Source organism: Streptomyces sp. NBC_01525 (genome assembly GCF_045040405.1).
Classification (GTDB): Bacteria; Actinomycetota; Actinomycetes; order Streptomycetales; family Streptomycetaceae; genus Streptomyces; species Streptomyces benahoarensis.
Genome location: NZ_CP109397.1, coordinates 6910660 through 6934458 on the forward strand (window position 1 = coordinate 6910660; position 23799 = coordinate 6934458).

The window sequence follows — 23799 nt, forward strand, 5'->3', positions numbered from 1 at the left end:
CCGACCGCGCCGCCCGCACGGCCCGGCGCCCGCCACCGCCCCGGCGCCGACGATGAACCGTATGGAGCACTCCAGACGGCGACCCGCCCGGGCCCGTTCCTAGCGTGGCCTCATGTCGTCAGCGAATTGGCCCTCCGTCAAAGCCGGTACCGCAGCGGCCGTTTGCGCCGCGACCGTCGCCGTCTCCGCCCTCCCGGCCGCCGCCGCAGGCTCTCCGGGGGACGGCCCCCACGTGACCGGGGACGCCCCGTCCACCACCTCCGCCGCCCGCCTCGACCACCCCGGCGTCCAGGTGCGCACCGCACCCGACGTCGATGAACCTCCCGATGTCTCCGCCCTGTCCTGGATGGTCACCGACGCCGACGACGGCCGGGTGCTGGCCGCCAAGGACGCCCACCGCGAACTGCCGCCCGCCAGCACCCTCAAGACCCTCTTCGCCGTCACCGTGCTGCCGAAATTCGGTCAGGAGACCGTGCACACCGTCTCCGAGGACGACCTGTCGGGCATCAGCCCCGGCAGCTCCCTCGTCGGCATCAAGGAAGACCTCCGCTACACCGTCGCCGACCTGTGGCGCGGCGTCTTCCTCAGCTCCGGCAGCGACGCGGTGCGCACCCTGGCCGCGATGAACGGCGGCTGGGAGGTGACCTTGGAGGACATGCGCGCGATGGCCGACCGCCTCGGCGCCCGCGACACCGACGTCGAGTCCGCGGACGGCTACGACACGCCCGGCCAGCACTCCTCCGCGTACGACCTCACGCTCTTCGCCAAGACCGGGCTCACCAACCGGGACTTCGCCCGCTTCGCGAGCACCGAGGAGGCACAGTTCCCCGAGGCGGGCGGCCCGGACTCGTTCGGCATCCAGAACACCAACCGGCTGCTGGTCGGCTCGCACGGTGTGGAGCCGTACCCCGGCCTGATCGGCGTCAAGAACGGCTACACCTCGCAGGCGGGCAACACGCTCATCGCCGCCGCCCACCACGACGGCCGGACCCTCCTGGTCACCGTCATGAACCCGCAGTCCGGCAAGAACAACGCGGTCTACGAGGAGGCCCGTTCCCTCCTGGACTGGGGCTTCGAGGCCGCACCCGACATCGAGCCGGTCGCCATGCTGCCGGACCGCGTCGGTCCGCAGCCCTCGCCCTCCCCGGAGCCGGATGCCGACGGACCGGCCTCCCACGAACCCGCCGACGACCGCGCCGACCGTGCCGCGCATCGTCGCGCCACCGACCGGGCGGCCGTGCTGCGCGCCGCCTCGGTGGGCCGCGACGCCGGTACGCCGGACGGCCCGGGACCGGGCGTCTGGTGGCTCACCGCCGCGGGCGCGGTGCTGGTCAGCGGCTTCACGGTGGTTGTGTGGCGCCGCCGCCAGGACTGACCCGCCACCCCGGCCGGGCCCCGTACGGACGTACGGCCGGTCGGGGATTCGGTGGACCGTGGGGGCGTTCCCGTAGGGGACCCGTGACGCGACTGCCACGACGGTGATGACTGCCGGGCAGCACTCGGTGTAGCGTCCCGATCAGCTGTCGTGGTTCCGAAGTGCCGGACGCCCGTGTCGCCTTCACGGGCGTTCTTTCTGTGCGATACCTCTCCGGACCAGGGCGATCACCTCCGGCTGCCGCACCGCGCGGGAGCCGATACGAGCCCCTTGAACGAAGGAGACGGATATGGCCAGCGGAACCGTGAAGTGGTTCAACTCGGAGAAGGGCTTCGGCTTCATCGCGCAGGACGGTGGCGGCGCCGACGTCTTCGCGCACTACTCGAACATCGACGCCACCGGCTTCCGTGAGCTGCAGGAAGGCCAGAAGGTGACGTTCGAGGTCACCCAGGGCCAGAAGGGCCCGCAGGCGGAGAAGATCCGCGTCGAGGTCTGAGCCCGGTTCACCACGGCGCCCGCCCCACGCGTGGGGCGGGCGCCGTGGCGTGTCCGGCTCACGGCTCCCGGTCGTTGAGGATCTTCTGCCACGTGGTTTCCGGGGCGATACGGGCCGGGCAGCGGGCGCTCCTGCCGCTGCCCGCGGGGCCGCGCGAGGTGACGGTCGAGACCATCGAGGTCCGCCGCCGCAGGCGCGGTCATGCCGCCGAGGGAGAGGAGGCGGCCCTGTACCTCGCCGGAGTGACCGCCGCCGACCTCCCTCGCTCCCTGGGCGGGGGCGGCGCCGTGCTGGACACCGAGCCGCTGCGGGGCCTGGAGATCACCGAGGTGTGACGACGGGAGCGCGGCCCGTCCCGGGCGTGCCGGTGGCCCCGTCCGGCCGTGCTCGAAGGCGCGTCCGCTCGGGGCCACGGGAGCGGCGGGCCGCGGTGGACGGCGCGGCCCCGGGTGTCAGGACTGCGGCGGCTGGCGCCTGTCGCCCCCGCCGAACTCGTCCTTCAGGCGGTCCTGGCCCTTGTCGACCTGGCCGCTGTGCTTGCCTTGGGTCCGCTTGTCGACGTAGTCGCCGGCCTTGTCGATGCCCTTGCCGGTCTGTTCTTCGTGGCCCTTGAGCATGGACTTGAGCTTGTCGAGCATGGACATGGGTCATCCTCCCTCACGACGATCCCCGTCGGCTCCAGCATCGCCCCCGCCCTGGCGACCCGCATCCCCGCGACCCACGGCGCCCGCCCCCGGGGCCGTCACCCGGCCGGGCCACGGATACGGCCTGGGCGGCGCAGCGGCGGCCCGTCCGGCGGGCGGTCGGCCCGGTCACCGGCCCAGAATGCACCGGTGACCGAAGAACACCGCACGCCCGACGAGCCCGCGCCCCGCCGCATCACCCGCGACGAGGAACGCCGACGCGCCCGGTCCGCGCTGGCCGGCCGGGCCCGGGACGAGGGTGAGCTGTCCCTCCTGATGGACATGCTGGACCTCGACCCGGGCCATGACGGCTACCCCGAGGAGAACGAGCCCTCCACGGCTCCGGAGGAGGGGCATCCGCCGTGAGGCCGCCCCGGGGCCGGCCGTGACGCGGCCGCGCGGGCCCACGGTGACGCCGCCCGGCCCGTTCGCGCGCCGCCGGCGGCCGCGCCCCCTCGCCCCCGTGGGCTCACTCCCCGTCCGCCGCCCGCGTCAGCCGCAGCGTGACCAGCTGGAACGGCCGCAGCGCCAGCCGCACCGCGGCGCCGTCCCGTACGAGACGCGGACCGTCGGGCACGGGGCGCTCCAGCAGGTCGGTGGCGACGACGGCGGACGGCAGGAACGACGTGGTGAGCGTCGCGGTGCCGCGTGCGCCGTGGGCCTCGTGGAGTCGGACCACCACATCGCCGCTGCCGTCGTCCGCGAGCTTCACCGCCGTCACCACCACCGCCTCCTCGGCGACGGTGACCAGCGGCGCCACCGGGCCCGCGCCCGTCACCCGCCGCTGCGGGAGGTTGATGCGGTGGCCCTCGCGCACCGCGTCGCCGATGGCCGCGCCGGGCACCAGCGCGTACCCGAAGCGATGCACGCCGTGGTCGGTCTCCGGGTCCGGGAAGCGCGGGGCGCGCAGCAGGGAGAGCCGCACCGTGGTCGTGGTGCCCACCTCGTCGGGCGCCTCCCGCACGGTGCGGGTCACGTCGTGCCCGTACGTCGCGTCGTTCACCAGCGCCACGCCCCAGCCGGGCTCCGCGAGATGGACGAAGCGGTGCGCGCACGCCTCGAACTTCGCCGCGTCCCAGCTGGTGTTGGTGTGCGTGGGCCGGTACAGATGCCCGAACTGCGTCTCCGCCGCGTACCGGTCGGTGTGCAGGTCCAGCGGGAAGGCGGCCTTGAGGAACTTCTCCGTCTCGTGCCAGTCGACCTCCGCCGCCAGATCGACCCGGCCCGCACCCCGGGCGAGCGTCACCGTCTGCACCACGCGGGAGGCGCCGAAGCGCCGCGTCACCCGCACCGTCGCCGCCTCGTCGGACGCCGCCGCGAGCGTCACCTCGTCGGCGTCGGTCAGCGCCGTGACGGTGTTCCGGTAGAACGCGTCCACGTCCCACGCGTCCCACATGTTCGGGAAGTCCGGGTGGAGCTGGAGCAGATTGGCGGCGCCGCCCGGCGCGACGCACTCCCGGCCCGCCACCAGGTCGTACACCGACACCAGCAGCCCCCGCCCGTCGACCTCCGCCCGCAGCACGCCGTTGGCCAGCACGAACCCGCCGCCTGCGCGGGGGCGCGCCGACACCGGTCCGCCCTCGGGCACCGCGGGGGCGAGCCCACCGGCGGGGACGCCCGCGCGGGCGTGCGGCGCCGCGTTCGCCGTCAGATCCCGCTCCCCGGCACCGGCCAGCGCCGCCAGCGCGCCCGCGACGATCTCCTCCAGCTCCGCCGCGACCGCCGCGTACGTGCGCGCCGCCTCCCGGTGCACCCAGGCGATCGACGAGCCCGGCAGGATGTCGTGGAACTGGTGCAACAGCACCGTTTTCCACAACCGGTCCAGCGCCGCATACGGATACGGGTGACCGGCCGTCACCGCGGCGGTCGCCGACCACAGTTCGGCCTCCCGCAGCAGCTGCTCGCTGCGGCGATTGCCGCGCTTGGTGCGTGCCTGGCTGGTCAGCGTCCCGCGGTGCAGCTCCAGATACAGCTCGCCCACCCAGACCGGCGCCTCGGGGTACTCCGCCTCCGCCGCCGCGAAGAAATCCGCGGGCTTCTCCCACGCCACCACCGGCGAGCCGTCCAGATCCCGCAGCCGCCGCGCCTTGGCGATCATCTCGCGGGTGGTGCCGCCCCCGCCGTCGCCCCACCCGGTCGGCGCCAGCGACCGCTTGGCCATGCCCTTCTCCTTGAAGTTCCGCGCCGCGTGCGCGAGCTGCGCGCCGGACATCTCGCAGTTGTACGTGTCGACCGGCGGGAAGTGCGTGAAGATCCGGGTGCCGTCGATGCCCTCCCAGCGGAAGGTGTGGTGCGGGAAGGAGTTGACCCGGCTCCAGGAGATCTTCTGTGTCAGCAGCCACCTGGCGCCCGCCGCCTTGATGATCTGCGGCAGCCCCGCGGCGAACCCGAACGTGTCCGGCAGCCACACCTCGTCACTCTCGACGCCGAACTCCTCCAGGAAGAACCGCCGCCCGTGCACGAACTGCCGCGCCATCGCCTCCGACCCGGGCATATTGGTGTCCGACTCCACCCACATCCCGCCCGCCGGGACGAACCGGCCCGCCGCCACCGCCTCCTTGACCTTCGCGTACACCGCGGGGCGGTGCTCCTTCAGCCAGGCGAACTGCTGCGCCTGGCTCATCGCGAACACGAACTCCGGCTCGTCCGCCAGCAGCGCCGTCATGTTCGACGCGGTACGCGCCACCTTCCGCACCGTCTCGCGCAGCGGCCACAGCCACGCCGAGTCGATGTGTGCATGACCCACCGCGCTGATCCGGTGCGCCGACGCGCCTGCGGGCGCCGCCAGCACCTCCCGCAGCCGCTCCCGCGCCGCCGGCGCCGTACCGCCCACGTCCTGGAGGTCCACCGCGTCCAGCGCCCGGCCGACCGCCCGCAGGATCTCCCAGCGGCGCGGCGCCTCCAGGGGCAGCTCGGCCATCAACTCGCCCAGTACCTCCAGGTCCTGGATCAGCTCCCACACCGCCCGGTCGAACACCGCCAGGTCCATCCGCGCCAGCCGGTACAGCGGCGCGTCGCCCGCGGTCTCCGGGTCGCCCAGCGGCGTCGGGCGGAACGGCGGATCGCCGAGGATCACCGGGTTCGACGCCGCCTCCAGATGCCATTCGACGCGTTCGCCGCCGCGCACCGGGGAGCCGACCCGGACCCACTGGTTGCGCGGGTTGAGGCCCTTGACGGGGGTGCCGTCGGGCGTGTGGACCAGCGCCTCGCACTGGAAGCCCGGCATCCGCTCGTCGAACCCGAGGTCGAGCACCGCCTCCACGGTCCGCCCCGCCCACTCCCGGGGCACCTCACCGGTCACCTTGAACCACGTTGTCCCCCAGGGCGCGCCCCAGGCGTCCCCAACCGCCACGGGGGAGTGCGGGGCCGCGATCCCCTCCGCCACCGGAACCGGCTCACCCGGGGCGACCCAGGCGGAGACCTCCAGCGGTACGGACGCGGAGTACAGCGCGGGCCGGATGCGTTCGTCGAGCACGCGGGCGAGGCGGGCTTCGGTCAGGGCGCGGTCGTCGTGCATGGGGTGTGCTCCTCACGTCGAGGGGGCGTGTGGGGGGGGGCGGGGTAGGGGGCGGCCGGTGGTCAGTCGGTGCGCCGGACGGTGGTGCCGCCGCTCACCTCCGCCGGTGTCACCAGCTCCGTGATGCCGCGGGCCGCCAGCCGGTCCGCGTCGCCGGTGTGCGAGTCCAGCACCAGCGCGGGCCGGACCCCGTCGGCCGCGAGCCGGGCCCACGCCTCGAAGACCGGCCCGCCCGGGGCGCACACCGACCGGCGCGGCGCCGCCTCCGGCTCGCCCACGTCGACGACGAGCGCGGTGGTGCGCGGCGCGGGGCAGTGCGGCCGGCCGCGCCATGCGGCGGCCCGCTCGGCGAGGGCCCGCGCCGCCGGTTTGGCCGTCCCGTCGGTGGTGAACAGCCCGAGCCCGTACTCCAGCTCCGGGAAGTCCGCCAGCGCCCGGTCCACATCGTGCGAGCACCACCACGTCACGCCCCACACGTCCGCGCAGTCCAGCGCGGCATCGACGGTGGCCGCGGTGAAGCGCGCGACGCCGTCCGGCGGGATGTGGGGCGCCGGGGCGCCCACCTCCTGGAGCCATACCGGACGGCGCGGATCGTCGGCCCACGCCTTCGACAGCTCGATCAGATACGCGGCGTGCTGCTCCGTCGCGACGCCGGTGGCGCCGTGCCGCTGCGCCGTCCCGTTGAACACCCAGGAGTGCACCGCCGTCACCGCGCCCAGCCGGGCGGCGTGCGCGGGCGTGAAGGGGTGACGGTCCTGGTACCAGGCCGCGTCGTAGGCGGCGTGCAGATGCGGCAGCCCCGGAGCCCCGCGCTCACAGGCCCCCAGCATCAGCTCCAGCCACGCCCCGGCCTGCGCCGCGTCGATCCGGTCCGGATCGGGGTGCGGCCCGTCCGCGAACTGGTTGAACTCGTTGCCGACCGTCATCCCGAGGAACGCGGGCCGGTCGGCGAGCGCGGCGGCCAGCGTCCGCAGGTACTCCTGCTGACCGGCGAGCACGTCCGGATCGGTGAACAGGCCGCGTCGGTGCCAGGTCCGCGTCCAGGCGGGCAGGAAGTCGAAGCTCGACAGATGCCCCTGGAGGCCGTCGACGGCGACGTCAAGCCCCCGCTCGGCGGCGGCGTCCGCCAGCGCCACCAGCTGTTCCACGGCGCGCGGCCGGATCAGCGTCCGGTTGGGCTGGAACAGCGGCCACAGCGGGAAGACGCGGACATGGTCGAGGCCGAGCCCGGCGACGGCGTCCAGATCGGCGCGCACCGCGTCCAGGTCGAAGTCGAGCCAGTGGTGGAACCACCCTTGCGAGGGCGTGTAGTTGACGCCGAAACGCGGCGGACGGCGATCGGTGTCCTGCTCGGGCATGACGGCTCCTGCGGGTCGGACGAACCAGCGGACACGGCCGGACGGGGGCCGAACCCCTCATCCCATGACCGCACCCTCACCCACATCGAGGACGGAGAAACGCCGCGCCGCGACGAAGGCCGGGAGCGACGGCCGCAACGGCCACGACGGGCGCGGTCGCCACCGGCCGGAACGGCCATGACGGGCTCGCCGCCGCTACGGAGGACGAACCCGCCGCCTCCGCCCGCTGAGCGTCCGGGGGACGCGCCAGGGCGCGCGCCGGACCACTCGTCCCCGTGCCTCGCCCTCGCACCGCGCCCCGGCCCGCCACCATGCCCCCTGCCCCTCGCGATGCCACACTGATCCGGGTGGGGCGGCGCGGTCCGTCGCCCCGGCACGGCCCGGTACCCGCCCCGGCAGGAGGCACGGCCCATGGCCGACACCGCAGCGCACGGCGGCCCGGACCACCCGGGCGCGCGCCGGCAGGCCCCCGGCGCACGCACCCCGCCGACGCGCCCCCTCGCGCTGGTCACCGGCGCCACCGGATACATCGGCGGGCGCCTCGTCCCGGAGCTGCTGGACGCCGGATACGCGGTACGGGCCCTGGCCCGCACCCCGCAGAAGCTGCGCGACCACCCCTGGGCGGGCCGCACCGAGATCTACCGGGGCGACATCACCGACGTCGCCTCCGTCCGCGGCGCACTCGACGGCGTCGACACCGCCTACTACCTGGTGCACGCCCTCGGTACCGGCGCCACCTTCGAGGAGACCGACCGCCGAGCCGCCCGGATCTTCGCCGACGAGGCGCGCGCCGCCGGAATCCGCCGCCTCGTGTACCTCGGCGGCCTCACCCCGCCCGGCGTCCCGCGGGACCGGCTCTCCCCGCACCTGCGCTCCCGCGCCGAGGTCGCCGACCTCCTGCTCGCCTCCGGCGTCCCCACCGCCGTCCTCCGCGCCGCGGTGATCATCGGCTCCGGCTCCGTCTCGTTCGAGATGCTCCGCTACCTCACCGAACGCCTTCCGGTGATGATCACGCCCAGCTGGGTCTCCACCCGAATCCAGCCCATCGCCGTCCGCGACGTTCTGCGCTACCTCGTCGGCTCCGCCACCCTGCCCGACGACGTCTCCCGTGCTTTCGACATCGGCGGCCCGGACGTCCTCACCTACCGCGACATGATGCAGCGCTACGCCCGCGTCGCCGGGCTGGCCAGACGGTTCATCGTGCCCGTCCCGGTGCTCACCCCGGGCCTGTCCAGCCACTGGGTCGGCCTGGTCACCCCCGTCCCCGGCAGCCTCGCCCGACCGCTCGCCGAATCCCTGCGCCACGAGGTCGTCTGCCGGGAACACGACCTCGCACGGTACGTCCCCGACCCGCCCGGCCACCCGCTCCCGCTCGACGACGCGCTGGCCCTGGCCCTGCGCCGGATCCGGGAGGCCAAGGTCGCCACCCGCTGGTCCAACGCCGCGGTCCCCGGCGCCCCCGCCGAGCCGCTGCCCACCGACCCCGACTGGGCGGGCGGCAGCCTCTACACCGACCGCCGCCGACGCCTCGTCGACGCCGGCCCCGAAGCGCTCTGGAACGTGGTGGAGGGCATCGGCGGCGAGCACGGCTGGTACTCGTTCCCCGCCGCCTGGGCGGTCCGGGGCCTGCTCGACCGGCTGGTCGGCGGTGTCGGGCTGCGCCGTGGCCGCCGTGACGCCGCCCGGCTGCGGGCCGGTGACTCCCTCGACTTCTGGCGGGTCGAGGAGATCGTCCCCGGACGGCTGCTGCGGCTGCGCGCCGAGATGCGGCTGCCGGGCCTGGCCTGGCTGGAGCTGACCGTCGGCCGCGACGCCCGTGGCCGTACCGTCTACGGCCAGCGCGCCCTGTTCCACCCGCACGGACTGGCCGGACACGCCTATTGGCGGGCCGTCGCCCCCTTCCACGCCGCGGTGTTCGGCGGCATGGCCCGCAACATCGCCCACGCCGCGGAGAAATCCCAGGCCGCACGGTGACGGTGCGGCAACGGCCGGGAGAGGGCTGGTCGTTGCACGGCGAACGGCCGGTCCCCGGCGCCGTTTCGGGCGCCGGGAGCCGGCCGTCGCGTGGTCCGGGACCGGGTGGGCGTCAGCCGTTGGCGAGTGCCTGCAGGCGGCTGAACGACCCGTTGAAGTGGTTGCGGTCGCCGACCGTCTGCCCGCTGGAGGTGTACTGCCAGATGGTGTGGAAGTCCCAGCCCGCCGGGAGCTCACCCACGGACGAGCCGTACCGCGGGACCCACAGCGGGTTGGTCTTCCCGAACTCCTCGGAGTTCCCGGTGCACTGCTTCCACCAGTCGGTGGAGGTGTAGAGGATGGCGTCCCGCTTGGTCTCGGCGCGGTACGTCTCCACGAAGTCGGCGATCCAGTCGATCATCTCGGCCTGGCTCTTGCCGTAGCAGGTCGCCCCGTAGGGGTTGTACTCCATGTCCAGCGCCCCGGGCAGCGTCTTGCCGTCCTTCGACCAGGCGCCGCCCTGCTGCGCGAAGTACTTCGCCTGCGACGCGCCGCTGGAGTGGTCCGGCAGCGCGAAGTGGTACGCGCCGTGGATGATCCCCGCGTCGTACGACCCCCGGTACTGCTGGGTGAAGTACGGGTTCTTGTACGTGGTGCCCTCGGTCGCCTTGACGTACGCGAAGCGCACCCCGCTCTGCCGCAGCGCGGGCCAGCCGACGTTGCCGTTGTGGCTGGAGACGTCGACGCCGTTGACCGACGCGATCGAGGTGGACGCCTTCGTCTCATGGTCGTCCGTCTCCGGGCCGCCGGCCCGGTTGCCCCCTTCGTGGGCGGCGATGGTGGAGCCCATCCAGTCCTGCTCGGGGTGGGCGGGCTCCTGGCCGTTCCCGGTAGCGGCCGCCGCGGCGGTGGGCAGCGCGAGCGGCAGGGCGAGCGCGGTGAGGACGATAAGGGTTCCGGCCGTGACGGGGAACGCACGGCGGGCGGAACCGGAACTGCGCAAGGGCATCGGGTGCCTCCGAAAGCCATCGGTGAGGTCGAATCGGCAGACTGTGGCACATTCCTGCCGATAACAATACGTATACGCTAATCCGTACACGCCCAAGACCCGATGGCCCGTCAGTCCGCCATTCAGCCGGTCAGTCTCACCCGTTCGGCCGTGTCTGACGGCGTGTCGGCCGACACGGCGCGCCCCGGTGTGCAAAGGCCGCAGCGGGCCCCGGTGTACGGGGCCCGCTGCGGGCTGCGGACGAGGCGCACGCGCCAGTCGCCCCGGTCCGCGGTCCGGGCGGCGCGCGATCCGGCGTGGTGCCGGATCCCGCGCGCGTCAGCGCGGTGTCACTCCGCCTCAGTAGGCGGAGTTGACGTTGTCGATGGAGCCGTAGCGGTGGGCGGCGTAGTTGGCTGCGGCGGTGATGTTGGCGACCGGGTCGGTGAGCTTATGGGCGGTGCCCTTGACGTGGTAGGTGTCGAAGGTGGGCTGGATCACCTGGAGGAGGCCCTTGGAGGGGATGCCGTTGACGGCGTTGATGTCCCAGCCGTTGACGGCGTTGGGGTTGCCGGAGGACTCGCGCATGATGTTGCGGTGCAGGCCCTCGTAGCTGCCGGGTATGCCCTTGTTCTTCATGATGTCGAGGGACTGGTGGATCCAGCCGTCCAGGTTGTTCGCGTACGACTTCGGGGCGGCCTTGGGCGCCGCCTTCGGGGCGAGGGACGCGCGCTCCATGGAGCGGTTGGCGGCCTGCTGGGCGGCCCGGTCCTGCTTCGCCACCGCGGTGACCTTCAGGCCGTCGGCGACCGACGCGGAGACGTCCGCGGTCTTGGCCTCGGCGGTCGTCGCCTCGCCGGTGACGACCTTCGGCAGACCGTTGGCGCTCACGGGCTTGACGGCGGTCGGGGCGTGCGCGGTGGCGGGCTGCGCGTTGCTCGGGGTCGCGGTGGCGGTCAGGGCGCCGGTGGCGCCGGCGGCGACGAGCACGGCGGCGGCGACCTTGTGGGTGCGGGTGGCGCGGGCGGTGCGGAGCAGGGCGAAACGGGACATGCGGTGGTGACCTCTTCCGAATGCGGGATGCGGGGGGAGCGGCCTGTGGCGGCGCGTGGAACCGAGGGTCAGGCCGTGCTCGCTCACCAGGCGGGAGGAGTCCGTCGGCACGTTCTCGGTGCTTACGGGATTCATAGTTAGCGCTGTCCGGCAACGGTGGCAATGATGTGACGTACTATGCCTCATAGTGAGATGAGGCGAGATGTCCGATGTTGCGGGCTTTTCATCCTGTATTGGTGGGGGTGTGGCGTCACTACCGGCCCTCGTAGGTGACGTGCGTCCTGTGCCCGGCATCACCAGGCGACCCCTTCCGGGGGGCCTCGGATGTTGCCCGGGTCACGCCCGGAATGGGCCCGGATCTGAGCGGGGTGCGGGCCTCGGTGTCCCGCGTCGCGGCCGTACGGGGCGCCCGTTGCGGCGCAGTCGGTGGGCCGTTCGCCGCAGCGCCCGGACTGTCGCACCGGCCGGGGCGCGCGGCTCGCGGAGGCTGGGCCCGTCCGAGCCCTCGCACCGTAAGGAAGCGCCTATGTTCCGTCGTCTGACCGTCGTGGTCGCCGCTCTCTGCGCCGCAGGCGCCCTGACCGCCGGTCCGGCCGCCGCGGCGCCCGCCGACGACCACGACCTCACACCGAAGGAGAAGGCCGGTCTGCAGTTCGCCGGCGAGGTCGTCAGCGCCCTCCTCGGCCTCGCGCCGCTGGACGGCGTCGCTCGATAGGCGTCCGCACACGCCGACGAGGGCCCTGTCCGCGGGAGGCGGACAGGGCCCTCGTCTGTGGTCACGACCGGCCCGGGGCCGGTCGCTCGACGGTGTCGCCGTCAGGGGTGACGGCCGTCATGTTCCGCCTCAGTAGGCGGAGTTGACGTTGTCGATGGAGCCGTAGCGGTGGGCGGCGTAGTTGGCTGCGGCGGTGATGTTGGCGACCGGGTCGGTGAGCTTATGGGCGGTGCCCTTGACGTGGTAGGTGTCGAAGGTGGGCTGGATCACCTGGAGGAGGCCCTTGGAGGGGATGCCGTTGACGGCGTTGATGTCCCAGCCGTTGACGGCGTTGGGGTTGCCGGAGGACTCGCGCATGATGTTGCGGTGCAGGCCCTCGTAGCTGCCGGGTATGCCCTTGTTCTTCATGATGTCGAGGGACTGGTGGATCCAGCCGTCCAGGTTGTTCGCGTACGACTTCGGGGCCTGACGCTCGGCGGAGCGGCTGGCGGCCTGCTTGGCGGCGTGCCCCTGCTTGTCGACGGCGGTGACCTTGAGGTGACCGGCGGCGGACACCGTGCCGGACGTCGCCTCGGCGCTCTTGTCGGCACCGGTCTTCGGCAGGCCGTTGGCGCTCACGGGCTTGACCGCGGCCGGGGCGTGCGCAGCGGTGACGGGCGCCGCCTGGCTCGGGGGGGCCGTCACGGCCAGGGCGGTGGTGGCGCCGGCGGCGGTCAGTACGACGGTGGCGACCTTCTGGGTGCGGGTGACACGGGCGGTGCGGAGCAGGGCGAAACGGGACATGCGGTGGTGACCTCTTCTCAGGTGCTGATGCGGGGTGCGGCCTTCGGCGGCGCGAGGGAACCGAGGGTCTGGCCGCGCTCACTCACCAGGGCGAGGAGTCCACCGGCACGTTCTCGGTGCTTACGGCATCCATGGTTAGCGCGGCGCCGAATCGGTGGCAATGATGTGACGTACTACCTCTCATCGTGAGATGAGGTGTGATGCCCGAAATGAACCGTGTTCTCTGGTGTGATGAGCGGCCCCGCCGCGACTAAGCGCCCTCGTACGTGACGTACACCCTGTGCCTGCCCTCACTCCGCGGCGGCCGGAAAGCGGCGTGCGAGGCGGTGCGGGAGGGGGTCGAAGTGGCCCGCGCCACAAGGGGAAGAGAGGGCGACGCGCCTCAGACGGCCGGATCCGGCGCGAGCAGACGCAGCACCGCGTCCAACCCGCGGATGCCGCCGGGCGCCGCACCGCTCGGCAGGACGTAGGAGCGCAGCCCGGCGAGGGCGCCACCGCCGTCCTTGGCGGGGTGGTCGCCGACCATCAGCGTCTGCGCGGGGGTCAGCCCGAGCAGGTCGCAGGCGTGCCGGAACAGCAGCGGATCGGGCTTCTCGGTGGCGTGCTCGAAGGAGTGCACCCAGGCCCCGACGTGCTCCGCGAGCCCGTGGTGGGCGAAGGTCGGCCGCAGATCCCAGCCCACATCGCTGACCACCCCGACCGCGACCCCGCGCCCCGCCAGCGCCGCAAGGGTCCGCGCGCTGTCCGCGTACGGCAGCCAGTGCTCCGGCGTCCGCAGCTGCTCGTACAGTGCCTCCGCGTACGGCGCGAGCGCGGGCACCGACGCGTACCAGGTGGTGAAGGCGTGCCGGTGGGCGCGGGCGGAGGTGTCGCGGGCGTGCTGCGCGGCACGCACCCCGGGGTCGGTCAGCCCGGTCGCCAGGGCGGTGAGCCAGCCGTCCACCGCGACGTCGTCGACGGCGTACGGCACGGCCGCCCGGATGCGGTCGGTGTACGGCGCGATCTGGAAGAGGGTCCCGGAGAAGTCGAACAGCACCCCGGCCACCGGAACCGGCGGCCGCGCGGCCACGGGGCGGATCGGGCCTTCGGGCCCGTACTCCGGGAGGGATGCCATGGGCCCTTCCTACCGGGTACGGGACCGATGGCGGGCGCGTTCCACCGAATCCGCCTGCGCCGTGGCCCGGGCCACGGCGCCTGCCCGCCGCCGGTCTGAGCCGCGCCCGCCGTGCGGCCCCGGCTCAGACGTACGCCGCAGCCCCGTCCGTCGGCTCCTCGTCGCGGGCGACCGGAGCCAGCGCCGGGGCCGAGGAGAGCGGGCGGTCGGTGAAGAAGCGGGCGGTGAGGTCGGCGACGGCCTGGGGGCGCTCCAGGACGACCCAGTGGTCGGCGTCCGGGATCACCAGGAAGCGGCTGCCGTCGAGGGTGGCGGCGAAACGCTGCTGGTGGGCCGGGGAGGTCACGGTGTCGTGGGCGCCACTGAACACCAGGGTCGGCACGCCGGACAGCCCACCGGAGAAGTCCGGGCGGTCGGTCACCGCCCGGCACAGCGAGTCGAGCGCGTGCGGGGAGGTGCGGGCCGCCTGCAGCATCGACCGCCGCACATAGCGGTAGGCCAGCCGCCGCCGCGTCACGTACCGCCCCTCGTCGAGACAGAGCAGACCGTCCGTGGCGAGCGTCGCGAAGGCATCCACCGCACCCCGCCGCAGCTCCTCGGCCGCCCGCTCCCAGTGGGCGCACTGCTCGTCGGTGATGTGGGACGGGACCCCGCCCAGCGCCAGCCGCGCGATACGGGCGGGGAAGCGCCGGGCGCAGCCGAAGGCGAGACCGGCGCCGTAGGAGAAGCCGAAGAGGTTGATCCGCGCCACGCCGAGATCGTCGAGGATGTGCTCGATCGCCCGGCACAACAGCTCGGTGCTCGGGCCCGGCGGCAGCGGTTCGGCGGTGCCCATGCCGGGCAGATCGGCGGTGATCACGCTCGCCACCGGCTTCAGCCGCTCCTCCATCTGCGGCCACCCGAACATGCCCTGCAGGGCGCCGCCCAGCACCATGACGGGGTCGGTGGCCCCGTCCGGATGGTGCAGCAGCCGGTATGCGTAGGACACCCCGCCCACCGACAGGGAGCGGATCGTTTCCTCGGACATGACGGTTCCTTCTCGGGAGATCCGCGGGGGCGGCGCGCGTCAGGCGCGGGTCAGGACGAGTGCGGCGTTGTGGCCGCCGAAGCCGAGCGACGTCTTGGCCGCCCAGTCGAAGGGCGCGGGCCGGGCCGCGCCACGCACGATCTCCAGGGGGATCCGGGGATCGGGCGTGTCCAGATTGGCGGTCGGCGGGACCAGCTGGGACTCCAGCGCGAGGACGGTGAGCGCGGTCTCGATACCGCCCGCCGCCCCCAGGGTGTGCCCGGTCATCGCCTTGGTGGAGGTGACCAGCGCGTCCTCGCCCAGGACCCGGCGGAGCATCGCCGCCTCGATCCGGTCGTTGACGACGGTGGAGGTGCCGTGCGCGTTGACATGGCCGATCTCCCGCGGGCCGACCCCGGCATCCGCGAGCGCGGCGCGCAGCGCCCGCTCGATACCACGGCCCTCGGGGTCCGGGGCGACCGCGGCGTACGCGTCGCTGGACGCGCCGTACCCCGCGACGCGGGCGCGGACCGTCGCGCCGCGGGCCCGCGCGTGCTCGGGGCGCTCCAGGACGAGGAGCCCGGCGCCCTCGCCGATGACGAAACCGTCCCGGTCGGCGTCGAACGGGCGGCAGGCGGCCGCCGGGTCGTCGCGGCGGGTGGAGACGGCCTTCATCTGGCAGGCGCTGGCGATCAGCAGCCGGGAGCAGACCGATTCGGCACCGCCCGCGACGGCGATGTCACAGGCGCCCGAGCGCAGCAGCTGATGGGCGGTGCCCAGCGCGACGGTGCCCGAGGAACAGGCGGTCGCCACGCCCAGGCTGGGGCCCTGCGCGCCGAGGTCCATCGCGACGCTGCTGGCCGCGCTGTTGACGACGGTGAGCGGCGCGAGCTTGGGGGAGACCCGGCGGGCGCCGCGCTCCAGCAGCGCGGTGTGCTGCTCTTCGTAGAACGGCAGCCCGCCGTGGGCCGAGCCGATGACGACGGCGACGCGGGTACCGTCCCAGGTCCCGGGGTCCAGCCCGGCGTCGGCCATCGCCTCCCGGGCGGCGACCACCGCGAGCTGCGCGAAGCGGTCCATCAGCCGCTGGGTGGCCACGCCCAGGACCTCGGTGGTGTCCAGATCGTCGACGCCGTACATGAAGTCGCAGGGCAGATCGGTGAGTTCGGGGCGGTGGCGGACGCCGACGGGGGTGGTCTCCCCGGTGACGGTGTGCCAGGTGGCCTTGGCGCCGACGCCCGCGGCGGTGACCAGACCGACGCCCGTCACGGCCGCGGCGAACGGCGTGCGGGCCGTCACGCGGCGACTTTGCCGTCGACGGCCGCCACCAGCGCTCCCACGGTGTCCCGGGAGGTGAGCGCGACCTCGTCGAGGTCGATGTCGAGGCGGTCCTCGATGAGCAGCCGCAGCTCCTCCAGGGCGAGCGAATCCATCCGCAGATGCTGCAGCGAGGTCTCGTCGGTGACGTTGACCGGATCGACCCCGAATCGCTTGACCAGCAGGGTGTTGACGACTTCTGCCGCGTTCACGTGGCACTCCTCCGCTTTCGTAGGCGCTGTTGCCCACCGCGTCCTGGCGGGGCCCGCCGGCGGCTCCGGCTGGTTCGGCGGCACCCTTTATACGCCTTCGTCCGGAAGACTCCCCAACGCCGTTCGCTCGATGGGGTGAGGGGTGACGCAGGGGGCGCACGCGCGGTGCGCGCCCCTGCCCGCACGGCGCGGAAGGCACTCGCCCCGTCTAACGGCGCGGGGCGACGGGAGGGTACGGGGCGCGGCCGGATCCGGGTGTCCGTGACGGCCGGGCCGGGCGGCTCACGCCTCGTCGAGGGTGCGGGTCACCCGGCTCAACAGGCCGCGCAGCGTGCGCAGTTCCTCCAGGTCCAGGCCGGTGGCGGCGAGCATCCGGCGGGGCATCGGCAGCGCCCGCTCGCGGAGCGCGGCACCGGCGTCGGTGAGGTGGACGCCGACCGACCGCTCGTCCTCCGCGCTGCGCTCGCGGCGCACCAGGCCCGCCGCCTCCAGGCGCTTGAGGAGCGGGGAGAGCGTGCCGGAGTCGAGGCGCAGCCGCTCGCCGATGGACTTGACGGGGAGCGGGTCGTCCTCCCACAGCACGAGCATCACCAGGTACTGCGGATACGTCAGCCCGAGGTCCTTGAGGGCGTCCCGGTAGACGGCGCCGAAGGCGCGCGAGGCGGCGTGCAGCGAGAAGCAGACCTGGTGGTCGAGGCGGAGCAGGTCGGCGTCGGAGAGGGGGGAGTCGGGGGAGCCGGAGGGGCTGGGGGAGGCGGCCATGGACCCAGGTTAGCCCGCCGGGGCATTGAATCGCCCAGCATTGAATTGTGTGCAACTTAATTGTGTGTCATTGTTCTTTCCGGTGGTCGGGACGCGGCCGCCGGAACCGGAGGGACCCCCATGGACGCGCTCTACACCGCCGCCGCCACCGCCAACGGCCGGGACGGCCGCGCCGTCAGTTCCGACGGGCGGCTCGACCTCCCGCTGGCCATGCCGCCCGCGCTCGGCGGCAGCGGCGAGGGCACCAACCCCGAGCAGCTCTTCGCCGCCGGGTACGCCGCCTGCTTCGCCAGCGCGATGGCGCAGGTCGGACGGCAGCTGAAGATCGACACCGCGGAGGTGTCGGTCACCGCCGAGGTCTCCCTCGGCAAGGACGACACCGGGTTCGGGCTCGCCGTCGTGATGCGCGTGGAGCTGCCGGACGATCTCGCGGAGGAGCGCGGGCGGGAACTCGTCGAGGCCACCCACCGGTTCTGCCCGTACTCCAAGGCCACCCGCGGCAACATCGACGTCGAGCTGGTCATCGAGTGAGACCCGGGGGCGGGCGGCGCCGTCGCCCGCCCCCGTCAGCGGCCGCTACGACACGGCCCCGCTGTCCTCCCGGCCCAGATGCCGCCACAGGAAGTCGACCTGATGGCGCAGCAGGTTCGCGAAGAGCGCCGGCTCGGTCGGCGCGTGGTCCATCCCGGGCAGCGGCAGCACCTCGTGCGGGCGTCCGGCGGCCAGCAGGGCGGCGGAGAGCCGCAGCGTGTGGGCGGCGTGGACGTTGCCGTCCGCCAGCCCGTGCATCAGCAGCAGCGGCCGGGTCAGCCGTGGCGCCTCCCGCGCCAGGGAGCAGGCGTCGTACCGCTCGGGATGCGTGTCCGGATGCCCGAGGAACCGCTCCCGCCAGTGCGTGTCGTACAGCCGCGCGTCGTGGACGCCCGCGCCCGCGACCGCCGCGTGGAAGAGATCGGGGCGCCGCACCACCGCCGCCACGGCGAGCATCCCGGAGAACGACCAGCCGCGGACCGCGACCCGGCCCGGATCCAGCTCCGGGAACCGCCCCAGCACCTCCGTGAGCGCCGCCGCCTGGTCCTCCAGCGCCGCCGACACGATGTCGCCGTACACCGCGCGCTCCCAGCCCGGGGAGCGGCCCGGCGTGCCGCGGCCGTCGGTCACCAGCACCGCGAAGCCCTGCTCGGCGAACCACTGCGAGACGAACATCATCGGCGCCTGGTCCCCGGTCACCCGCTGGAGCGCCGGGCCCGCGTAGGGATCGACCAGCACCGGCAGCCGCCCGCCGCCCGGGCGGTGCCACGAAGGCAGCAGCAACCGGCTGCGCAGCGCGCGCTCCGTCGTCGTCAGCCGCCGCTCGCGCAGCGCCAGCACGGGCCGCTCGGCGTACGAGGCCACCGGAAGATCCGGGCGCCCGGCGCGCTCCACCACCACCGTCGCGCCGGGCCGGTCCGGCGCCCGGGAGACCCGCACCAGCGTGGCGCCGCCGCGCACCCCGGTGTGCACGCCCGGGGCGGTGGTCAGCGGCCGGGCGCCGGTATCCGGCCGCCAGGTCCACAGCGCCTGCCCGACCACGTCCGCGGACGTGGTGAACAGCACCTCCTCGCCGCTCACGCCGAGCACCTCCCGCACCTGGAGCCCGTCGGGGGTGGCGGCCGCGCCGCCGACGGTCAACTGCCGTGTGCCGTCGGCCCCCTCGGTGTCCCGGTGCGCCACCAGCGCACCGGACGCGGTACGCGCCGGGGTGCCCGGCACCAGGGTCACCCAGCACGGGTCGCGCTGCTCGGCCAGGAGCGCCGTCCGCCCGTCGGCGGCGTCGACCGCGTACGTCCGCAGCGTCCGCTGGTCCCGGCTCTGCACCGCCGCGAACGGGCCGTACGCGTCCCAGCCCGCCGCCGTCAGATACGGGAACGCGGCCCGGTCCAGGGTCACTTCGGTGCGGGTGCCGCCGTCGGCCGGTACCAGCCACAGCGTCACCTCCGCGTTGGCGGTGCCCGCCGCCGGATAGCGCACCGCGCGCGGCGGCGTCGCAGGGTGCGCCGGATCGGCGATGTACCAGCGGGCGACGGCGCTCTCGTCGACGCGCGCCACCAGGAGCCGGGAGCCGTCCGGCGCCCACCAGTAGCCCCGGTCGCGGCCCATCGAAGCGGTCGCCGCGTACTCGGCGACGCCGCAGCGGACGTCGGGCCCGTCGGGCGCGGCGATCTCCCGGTCCCCGGTGCCATCCGCGCCGATCACCCGCAGTGCGCCGTCCGCGAGATAGGCGATGCGGCGGCCCGCCGGATCGGGCCGGGGATCGGCCGGGCGTCCGGTGACCGGCAGCGCGCGCACCCGGCCCGTCGCGACGTCGACGGCCCACAGCGCCGCGCCGCACAGGCAGGCGGCGAGCGAGACCGCGGCGTCGGTGGCGTACGCCGTGACGCCGTCGCCGGACGGGCCCGCGCCGTGCGCCGGATCAGCCGGATCGAACAGCAGCCGTTCGCGGCCCGAGGCGGTGTCCAGCGCCCACAGGCGGCGCACCGGATCGCCGCCCGATGCGGTGCGCAGGAACAGGACGGTGGCGCCGTCGGGCGAGACGGTGAACCGGTCGGGGGCGCCCAGCGCGAAGCGGCGGGTACGCAGGAACTGATGCGGAAGGCTCTCGGGTGGATGCATGGCGGACAGAGTGGAGCGCCCCGCCCCCGGGGTCCTACTGTTTCGTCCCGGCACGAAAGACGAGCGGGACGGACGGCGCGCCGGGGTGGCCGGTGACCAGGGTGGACGGCGTTCCGAGCGTCCCCGGACCGAAGGCACACCGAGATGCAGGGCGGCCCCGTCCCGGGGCGGACGGCGGCGGACGGGGGGCACGGCATGGGGGAGTGGCTGGTCGACGCGGAGGTGCTGGCGCGCAGCCGGTTCGTGCTCTCGCCGCTGATCGAGACGGTCGCCACGCTCCGGACGCTCACCGCGCACCCCGGCCCGCTCACCGCGCACCCCGGCCCGCTCACCGCGCACCCCGGCCCGCTCACCGCGCACCCCGGCCCGCTCACCGTGCACCCCGGCCCGCGCGGCGGGCACCCCGCGCCCCCGGAAGCGTTCCGCGCGCGGCTCCTGGCCGACCCGTTCGTCCGCGCCTGGGCGGCCGCCGGAATCGGCGTCCACTGGACGCCCGACTTCCTCAGCCGCCCGCCGCGCCACGACACCTCCACCTTCGCCGGGGAACTGGCCCGGGTCCGCGCCACCCCCGCCCCCGAGGCCCGCACCGACCTCGCCACGGCCTGCGGCGGGCGGCTGCCCCGCGCCCTGGACGTGCCCGACCCGGCGGGCCGCGCCGCCGACCTCCTCGACCGGGTGTGGCAGGGCGTCGTCCGCCCCGACTGGCCGCGCCGCAGCCGCATGCTGGAGGCCGATGTGATCGGGCGGGTGCACCGGCTGAGCCGCCACGGCTGGGCCGCCACCGTCGCCGACCTCGGCCCGCGCACCCGCTGGCTCGGCAACGGCCGCTTCCGCATCAACGGCGCCGACCGCCCCGCCCGCGACCTCACCGGCGCCGACCTCGTCTTCGTCCCCGTCGGCGGCCCGGACGGCTGGGTGGCGTGGGACCTTCCCGAGCGGTACGCGGTGATCTACCCGGCGTCCGGTACGGCCCTCGCGGGCGGCGGGCGCCCCGCACCCGCGGCCCCGCAGCCCGTCCCGGACCCGCTCGGGGGGTGTCTTCCCGGTCTTCGTGGGGCTGTGACGCCTGGCACCGCACCTCGCGGCGTTGTCGCCCCACCCACGGACACCCGGTCCGCGGGCGGGGCTCCGCCTTGCGAGGCACGGCACCGGACGCCACGGCCTGATCCACGAAGACCGGAAAGACACCCCCTCGCCCGCCTCCTCGGCACCAACCGCGCCACCCTCCTCGCCCTCCTCGATCCGCCCAAGAGCACCAGCCAGCTCGCCGCCCTGACCGGGCTGGGCCTGGGCTCCGTCGGCGGCCATCTGAAGGTGCTGCTCGACGCCGCGCTGGTGACCCGCCGTCGGGCCGGAGCCTCGGTCCTCTACCACCGCACCCCGGTCGCCGACGCCCTCCTGGGCGCCCAGGGCACGCCGCGCACGGCCGACGGCTGACCGCCCCCGCGCCCCGTGCTCCAGGCGCCTCGCCCGATCGGTCGGCACGGGCGCGACAGCCCCCACCGGCGCTCCTAGGGTCGGCCGTGTGACCGCGCCGACCAGCTCCGGACCCCCGCCCCCCACCGCCCACCCGCCACGGCCCGCCCGGCCGGGGCCCCGTACCCGCGGGGCGCGGCCGTGACCGCCCCGCCGGACGCGCCCCGCGACATCGGCCTGCGCATCGAGGGCGGCGTGGCCGAACCGGAGGAACTGGCGGCGATCACGGTGATCCTCTACGCCCGCCTCGCCGCCGCTGTCACCGCCGACGGCACCGACTGGGTGGTGCCCCCGGACGACTCCGAATGCCACCACCATCCGCCGCGCTCGGCCTGCTGGTCCGGGTGCTGGTACTGCGGCTGACCTGTCCACCCCGGAAGAAAACCGGCATCCGCTGACGAACCCGCCGCGCCCGGCGCCCTGTTCGCCGGTCACCCGGAGAATTCCGGCCGACACCCGGCAGAATCCGCACCGGGCTCCGTGCGCGCGGCGCCGTACAGCCGGAAGCGGAGCGGGAGGCCGAGGTCGTGGCGGAGCATCAGGTGGCGGGCGGGGGCGGGGGGCCGGAGACCCCGGCGGCGGAGGCGCAGGAGCGGCGGCTCCGCAAGGATCTGGGGTTCTGGGGCCTGACCGCGATCGGCTTCTCCAACATCGTCGGCTCCGGTTGGCTCTTCGCCGCCCTCTACGCCGCACAGACCGCGGGACCGGCCTCCCTGCTCTCCTGGATCGGCGCCGGTCTGCTCTGCGCGCTGGTCGCCCTCGTCATGATCGAACTGGGCGCCTCCCGCCCCGAGGGCGGCGGCACCGTCCGCTGGCCGCTGCACGCCGGGGGCCCGCTCGTCGGCACGCTCGTCGGCTGGTCGGTACTGCTGTCGGTCGGCGGCACCGCGGCCGAGATCAGCGCGATCATGCAGTACGCCGCGCACTATCTGCCCGACCTCTACAACGGGCGGACGCTCTCCGCCTCCGGCGTGGCGCTCGCCGCCGGGCTCAGCGTGGTGCTGACCGCGCTGAACTGGTTCGCGGTGCGGATGTTCGCGCGGCTCAACAACCTGGTCTCGGTCTTCAAGATCGTGGTGCCGGTGGTCACGGTGGCCGCCCTCATCGCCTCCGGCTGGCACTCCGGCCGCCTCACCGACCACGGCGGCTTCGCCCCGTACGGCTACGCCGCCTGCCTGTCGGCCCTCGCCGGTGGCGGCATCGTCTACTCCGTCAACGGTTTCCAGGCGCCGCTGGACTTCTCCGGCGAGACCCGCAACCCGCGCCGCACGCTGCCCGCCGCGGTCCTCACCGGGATCGGCCTCGCGGTGCTGATGTACGTCGCGCTCCAGGTGGCGTTCCTGTTCACCGTCCCCGAGTCGCTGCTCGGCGGCGGCTGGCACGGCGTCTCCTTCGAATCGCCCTTCGGCCAGCTCGCCCTCATCCTCAATCTGCACTGGCTCTCCAGCCTGCTCTACGCCGACGCCGTCCTCTCACCCGGCGGCTCCGCGTACGTCGGTGTCGCCCTCGACGCCCGCCACACCTACGCGCTCGCCAAGAACGGCACCATCCCCCGCTACTTCATGAAGGTGGACGCCCGCTCCGGCGTGCCGCGCCGGGCCCTGGCCGTCAACCTCGCCGTGATCGTCCTCTTCCTCCTGCCGATCGGCGGCTGGCAGCAGATCGTGAGCGTGATGGGCGACATGTACCTGCTGATCTACGCGGCGTCCGCGGTGGCCGCCGCCGTCTTCCGCGCCGATCCCGGCACCGTCACCGCCGGATGGGTGCCGGGCCTGCGCTGGCTCGCGCCGCTGAGCTTCGTGGTGGCGAGCGAGTTCGTGTACTGGTCGGGCTGGGACGCGCTGCGGCTGGCGCTGCCGATGGTCCTCGTCGGGCTGCTGCTCTTCCTCCTCATGCGGCGCCCCGGTGCGGTCCCCGCCCCGGGCGAGCCGCCCCGCCGCCCGCTCGGCGCCGAACTGCGCACCGGCGCCTGGCTGGTGTGCTACCTCGTCACGCTGACCGCCCTGTCCCTGCTCGGCTCCTTCGGCGGCACCGGAGCGCTGCCCGCCCCGTACGACTCCCTCACCGTCGCCGTCCTGGCCCTCGCACTGTTCTTCTGGGCGGTACGGTCCGGGGTCCGGTACCTGGCGGTGGTCCCGGCTCCCGCTCCGGTGGCGGTGGACTGAGGGGGACGGGCGGGCGGACGTGGGCCCTTCGGGCCGCGTGGGGCGCGCTCCCGGTCCCGCCGTGCGCCGGGGGCCCCGGCCCCGCACCGTAAGGCCCATGCCCCGCCCCGCCCACCAGGCGAAACCGCCCGTAGCGGCCTATCCTGACGGAAGCTTCCGCGTCGGCCCGTCCGG

Annotated in this window: 22 protein-coding genes; 10 read left to right on the forward strand and 12 right to left on the reverse strand. The window is 74.4% G+C overall.

The window, feature by feature from the left end:
• The first annotated feature begins 112 nt into the window (after positions 1-112).
• The 3 genes from OG422_RS29880 (at position 113) to OG422_RS29890 (ending at position 2206) form a co-directional block, all read left to right on the forward strand.
• Positions 113-1375 (forward strand): D-alanyl-D-alanine carboxypeptidase family protein, encoded by a 1263-nt coding sequence (locus OG422_RS29880; protein ID WP_405747366.1) that lies wholly within the window; start codon positions 113-115, stop codon positions 1373-1375.
• A 289-nt stretch (positions 1376-1664) separates the two neighbouring features.
• Positions 1665-1871, forward strand: coding sequence for a cold-shock protein (locus tag OG422_RS29885; protein ID WP_143943308.1), 207 nt, complete (start codon positions 1665-1667; stop codon positions 1869-1871).
• Between the two features lie 92 nt (positions 1872-1963).
• Entirely contained in the window at positions 1964-2206 is a 243-nt protein-coding gene (locus tag OG422_RS29890) for a hypothetical protein (protein ID WP_143943307.1), read from the forward strand.
• A gap of 117 nt (positions 2207-2323) precedes the next feature.
• Here OG422_RS29890 and OG422_RS29895 read toward each other — a convergent pair whose 3' ends face one another.
• Positions 2324-2515, reverse strand: coding sequence for an antitoxin (locus tag OG422_RS29895; RefSeq protein WP_143943306.1), 192 nt, complete (start codon positions 2513-2515; stop codon positions 2324-2326).
• A gap of 189 nt (positions 2516-2704) precedes the next feature.
• Here OG422_RS29895 and OG422_RS29900 point away from each other — a divergent pair, with 189 nt between their 5' ends.
• On the forward strand, positions 2705-2920 hold the full coding sequence (locus OG422_RS29900; RefSeq protein WP_143943305.1) for a hypothetical protein: 216 nt from the start codon (positions 2705-2707) through the stop codon (positions 2918-2920).
• 103 nt (positions 2921-3023) lie between these two features.
• Here OG422_RS29900 and OG422_RS29905 read toward each other — a convergent pair whose 3' ends face one another.
• The gene (locus OG422_RS29905; protein WP_405747368.1) at positions 3024-6071 is read right to left on the reverse strand and encodes an alpha-mannosidase; all 3048 of its coding nucleotides are present in this window, start codon (positions 6069-6071) and stop codon (positions 3024-3026) included.
• A gap of 62 nt (positions 6072-6133) precedes the next feature.
• A complete protein-coding gene (locus OG422_RS29910) occupies positions 6134-7429 on the reverse strand; it encodes a glycosyl hydrolase (protein WP_405747369.1) in 1296 nt (431 codons plus the stop codon).
• 411 nt (positions 7430-7840) lie between these two features.
• Here OG422_RS29910 and OG422_RS29915 point away from each other — a divergent pair, with 411 nt between their 5' ends.
• Entirely contained in the window at positions 7841-9403 is a 1563-nt protein-coding gene (locus OG422_RS29915) for an SDR family oxidoreductase (protein ID WP_405747371.1), read from the forward strand.
• Between the two features lie 112 nt (positions 9404-9515).
• On the opposite strand, the gene OG422_RS29920 is transcribed toward OG422_RS29915, so the two are convergent.
• Together OG422_RS29920 and OG422_RS29925 are read right to left on the reverse strand one after the other, a co-directional pair.
• The gene (locus OG422_RS29920; RefSeq protein WP_405747373.1) at positions 9516-10391 is read right to left on the reverse strand and encodes a lysozyme; all 876 of its coding nucleotides are present in this window, start codon (positions 10389-10391) and stop codon (positions 9516-9518) included.
• 339 nt (positions 10392-10730) lie between these two features.
• On the reverse strand, positions 10731-11423 hold the full coding sequence (locus tag OG422_RS29925) for a transglycosylase SLT domain-containing protein (RefSeq protein ID WP_405747375.1): 693 nt from the start codon (positions 11421-11423) through the stop codon (positions 10731-10733).
• Between the two features lie 526 nt (positions 11424-11949).
• Here OG422_RS29925 and OG422_RS29930 point away from each other — a divergent pair.
• Entirely contained in the window at positions 11950-12138 is a 189-nt protein-coding gene (locus tag OG422_RS29930; protein WP_143943057.1) for a hypothetical protein, read from the forward strand.
• 129 nt (positions 12139-12267) lie between these two features.
• Here the strand turns inward: OG422_RS29930 and OG422_RS29935 are convergent, their stop codons facing one another.
• The 6 genes from OG422_RS29935 to OG422_RS29960 all read right to left on the reverse strand — a co-directional run bounded on the left by OG422_RS29935 (position 12268) and on the right by OG422_RS29960 (position 17332).
• Positions 12268-12921: a transglycosylase SLT domain-containing protein gene (locus OG422_RS29935; RefSeq protein ID WP_405747377.1), complete on the reverse strand. Its 654-nt coding sequence runs from the start codon at positions 12919-12921 to the stop codon at positions 12268-12270.
• A 382-nt stretch (positions 12922-13303) separates the two neighbouring features.
• Positions 13304-14035, reverse strand: coding sequence for an HAD family hydrolase (locus OG422_RS29940; RefSeq protein WP_405747378.1), 732 nt, complete (start codon positions 14033-14035; stop codon positions 13304-13306).
• Between the two features lie 124 nt (positions 14036-14159).
• The gene (locus tag OG422_RS29945; RefSeq protein WP_405747380.1) at positions 14160-15062 is read right to left on the reverse strand and encodes an alpha/beta fold hydrolase; all 903 of its coding nucleotides are present in this window, start codon (positions 15060-15062) and stop codon (positions 14160-14162) included.
• A gap of 39 nt (positions 15063-15101) precedes the next feature.
• On the reverse strand, positions 15102-16340 hold the full coding sequence (locus OG422_RS29950) for a beta-ketoacyl-[acyl-carrier-protein] synthase family protein (protein WP_405747382.1): 1239 nt from the start codon (positions 16338-16340) through the stop codon (positions 15102-15104).
• Positions 16337-16570, reverse strand: coding sequence for an acyl carrier protein (locus OG422_RS29955; protein ID WP_405747384.1), 234 nt, complete (start codon positions 16568-16570; stop codon positions 16337-16339). The genes OG422_RS29950 and OG422_RS29955 overlap by 4 nt, the downstream gene beginning before the upstream one ends.
• A 282-nt stretch (positions 16571-16852) precedes the next feature.
• A complete protein-coding gene (locus OG422_RS29960; RefSeq protein ID WP_405747385.1) occupies positions 16853-17332 on the reverse strand; it encodes a MarR family winged helix-turn-helix transcriptional regulator in 480 nt (159 codons plus the stop codon).
• Positions 17333-17452: 120 nt separating this feature from the next.
• Here OG422_RS29960 and OG422_RS29965 point away from each other — a divergent pair, with 120 nt between their 5' ends.
• Positions 17453-17863, forward strand: a complete 411-nt coding sequence (locus OG422_RS29965; protein ID WP_143944516.1) for an organic hydroperoxide resistance protein — start codon at positions 17453-17455, stop codon at positions 17861-17863.
• A gap of 45 nt (positions 17864-17908) precedes the next feature.
• Here the strand turns inward: OG422_RS29965 and OG422_RS29970 are convergent, their stop codons facing one another.
• A complete protein-coding gene (locus OG422_RS29970) occupies positions 17909-19984 on the reverse strand; it encodes a prolyl oligopeptidase family serine peptidase (protein WP_405747387.1) in 2076 nt (691 codons plus the stop codon).
• A gap of 195 nt (positions 19985-20179) precedes the next feature.
• Between OG422_RS29970 and OG422_RS29975 the strand changes: the two genes are divergently transcribed.
• From OG422_RS29975 to OG422_RS29985, 3 genes are all read left to right on the forward strand, one after another.
• A complete protein-coding gene (locus OG422_RS29975; protein WP_405747388.1) occupies positions 20180-21421 on the forward strand; it encodes a transcriptional regulator in 1242 nt (413 codons plus the stop codon).
• A gap of 180 nt (positions 21422-21601) precedes the next feature.
• Positions 21602-21823: an acyl-CoA carboxylase epsilon subunit gene (locus OG422_RS29980; protein ID WP_405747390.1), complete on the forward strand. Its 222-nt coding sequence runs from the start codon at positions 21602-21604 to the stop codon at positions 21821-21823.
• Between the two features lie 164 nt (positions 21824-21987).
• Positions 21988-23625, forward strand: coding sequence for an APC family permease (locus tag OG422_RS29985; RefSeq protein ID WP_405747392.1), 1638 nt, complete (start codon positions 21988-21990; stop codon positions 23623-23625).
• Positions 23626-23799: the final 174 nt, after the last annotated feature.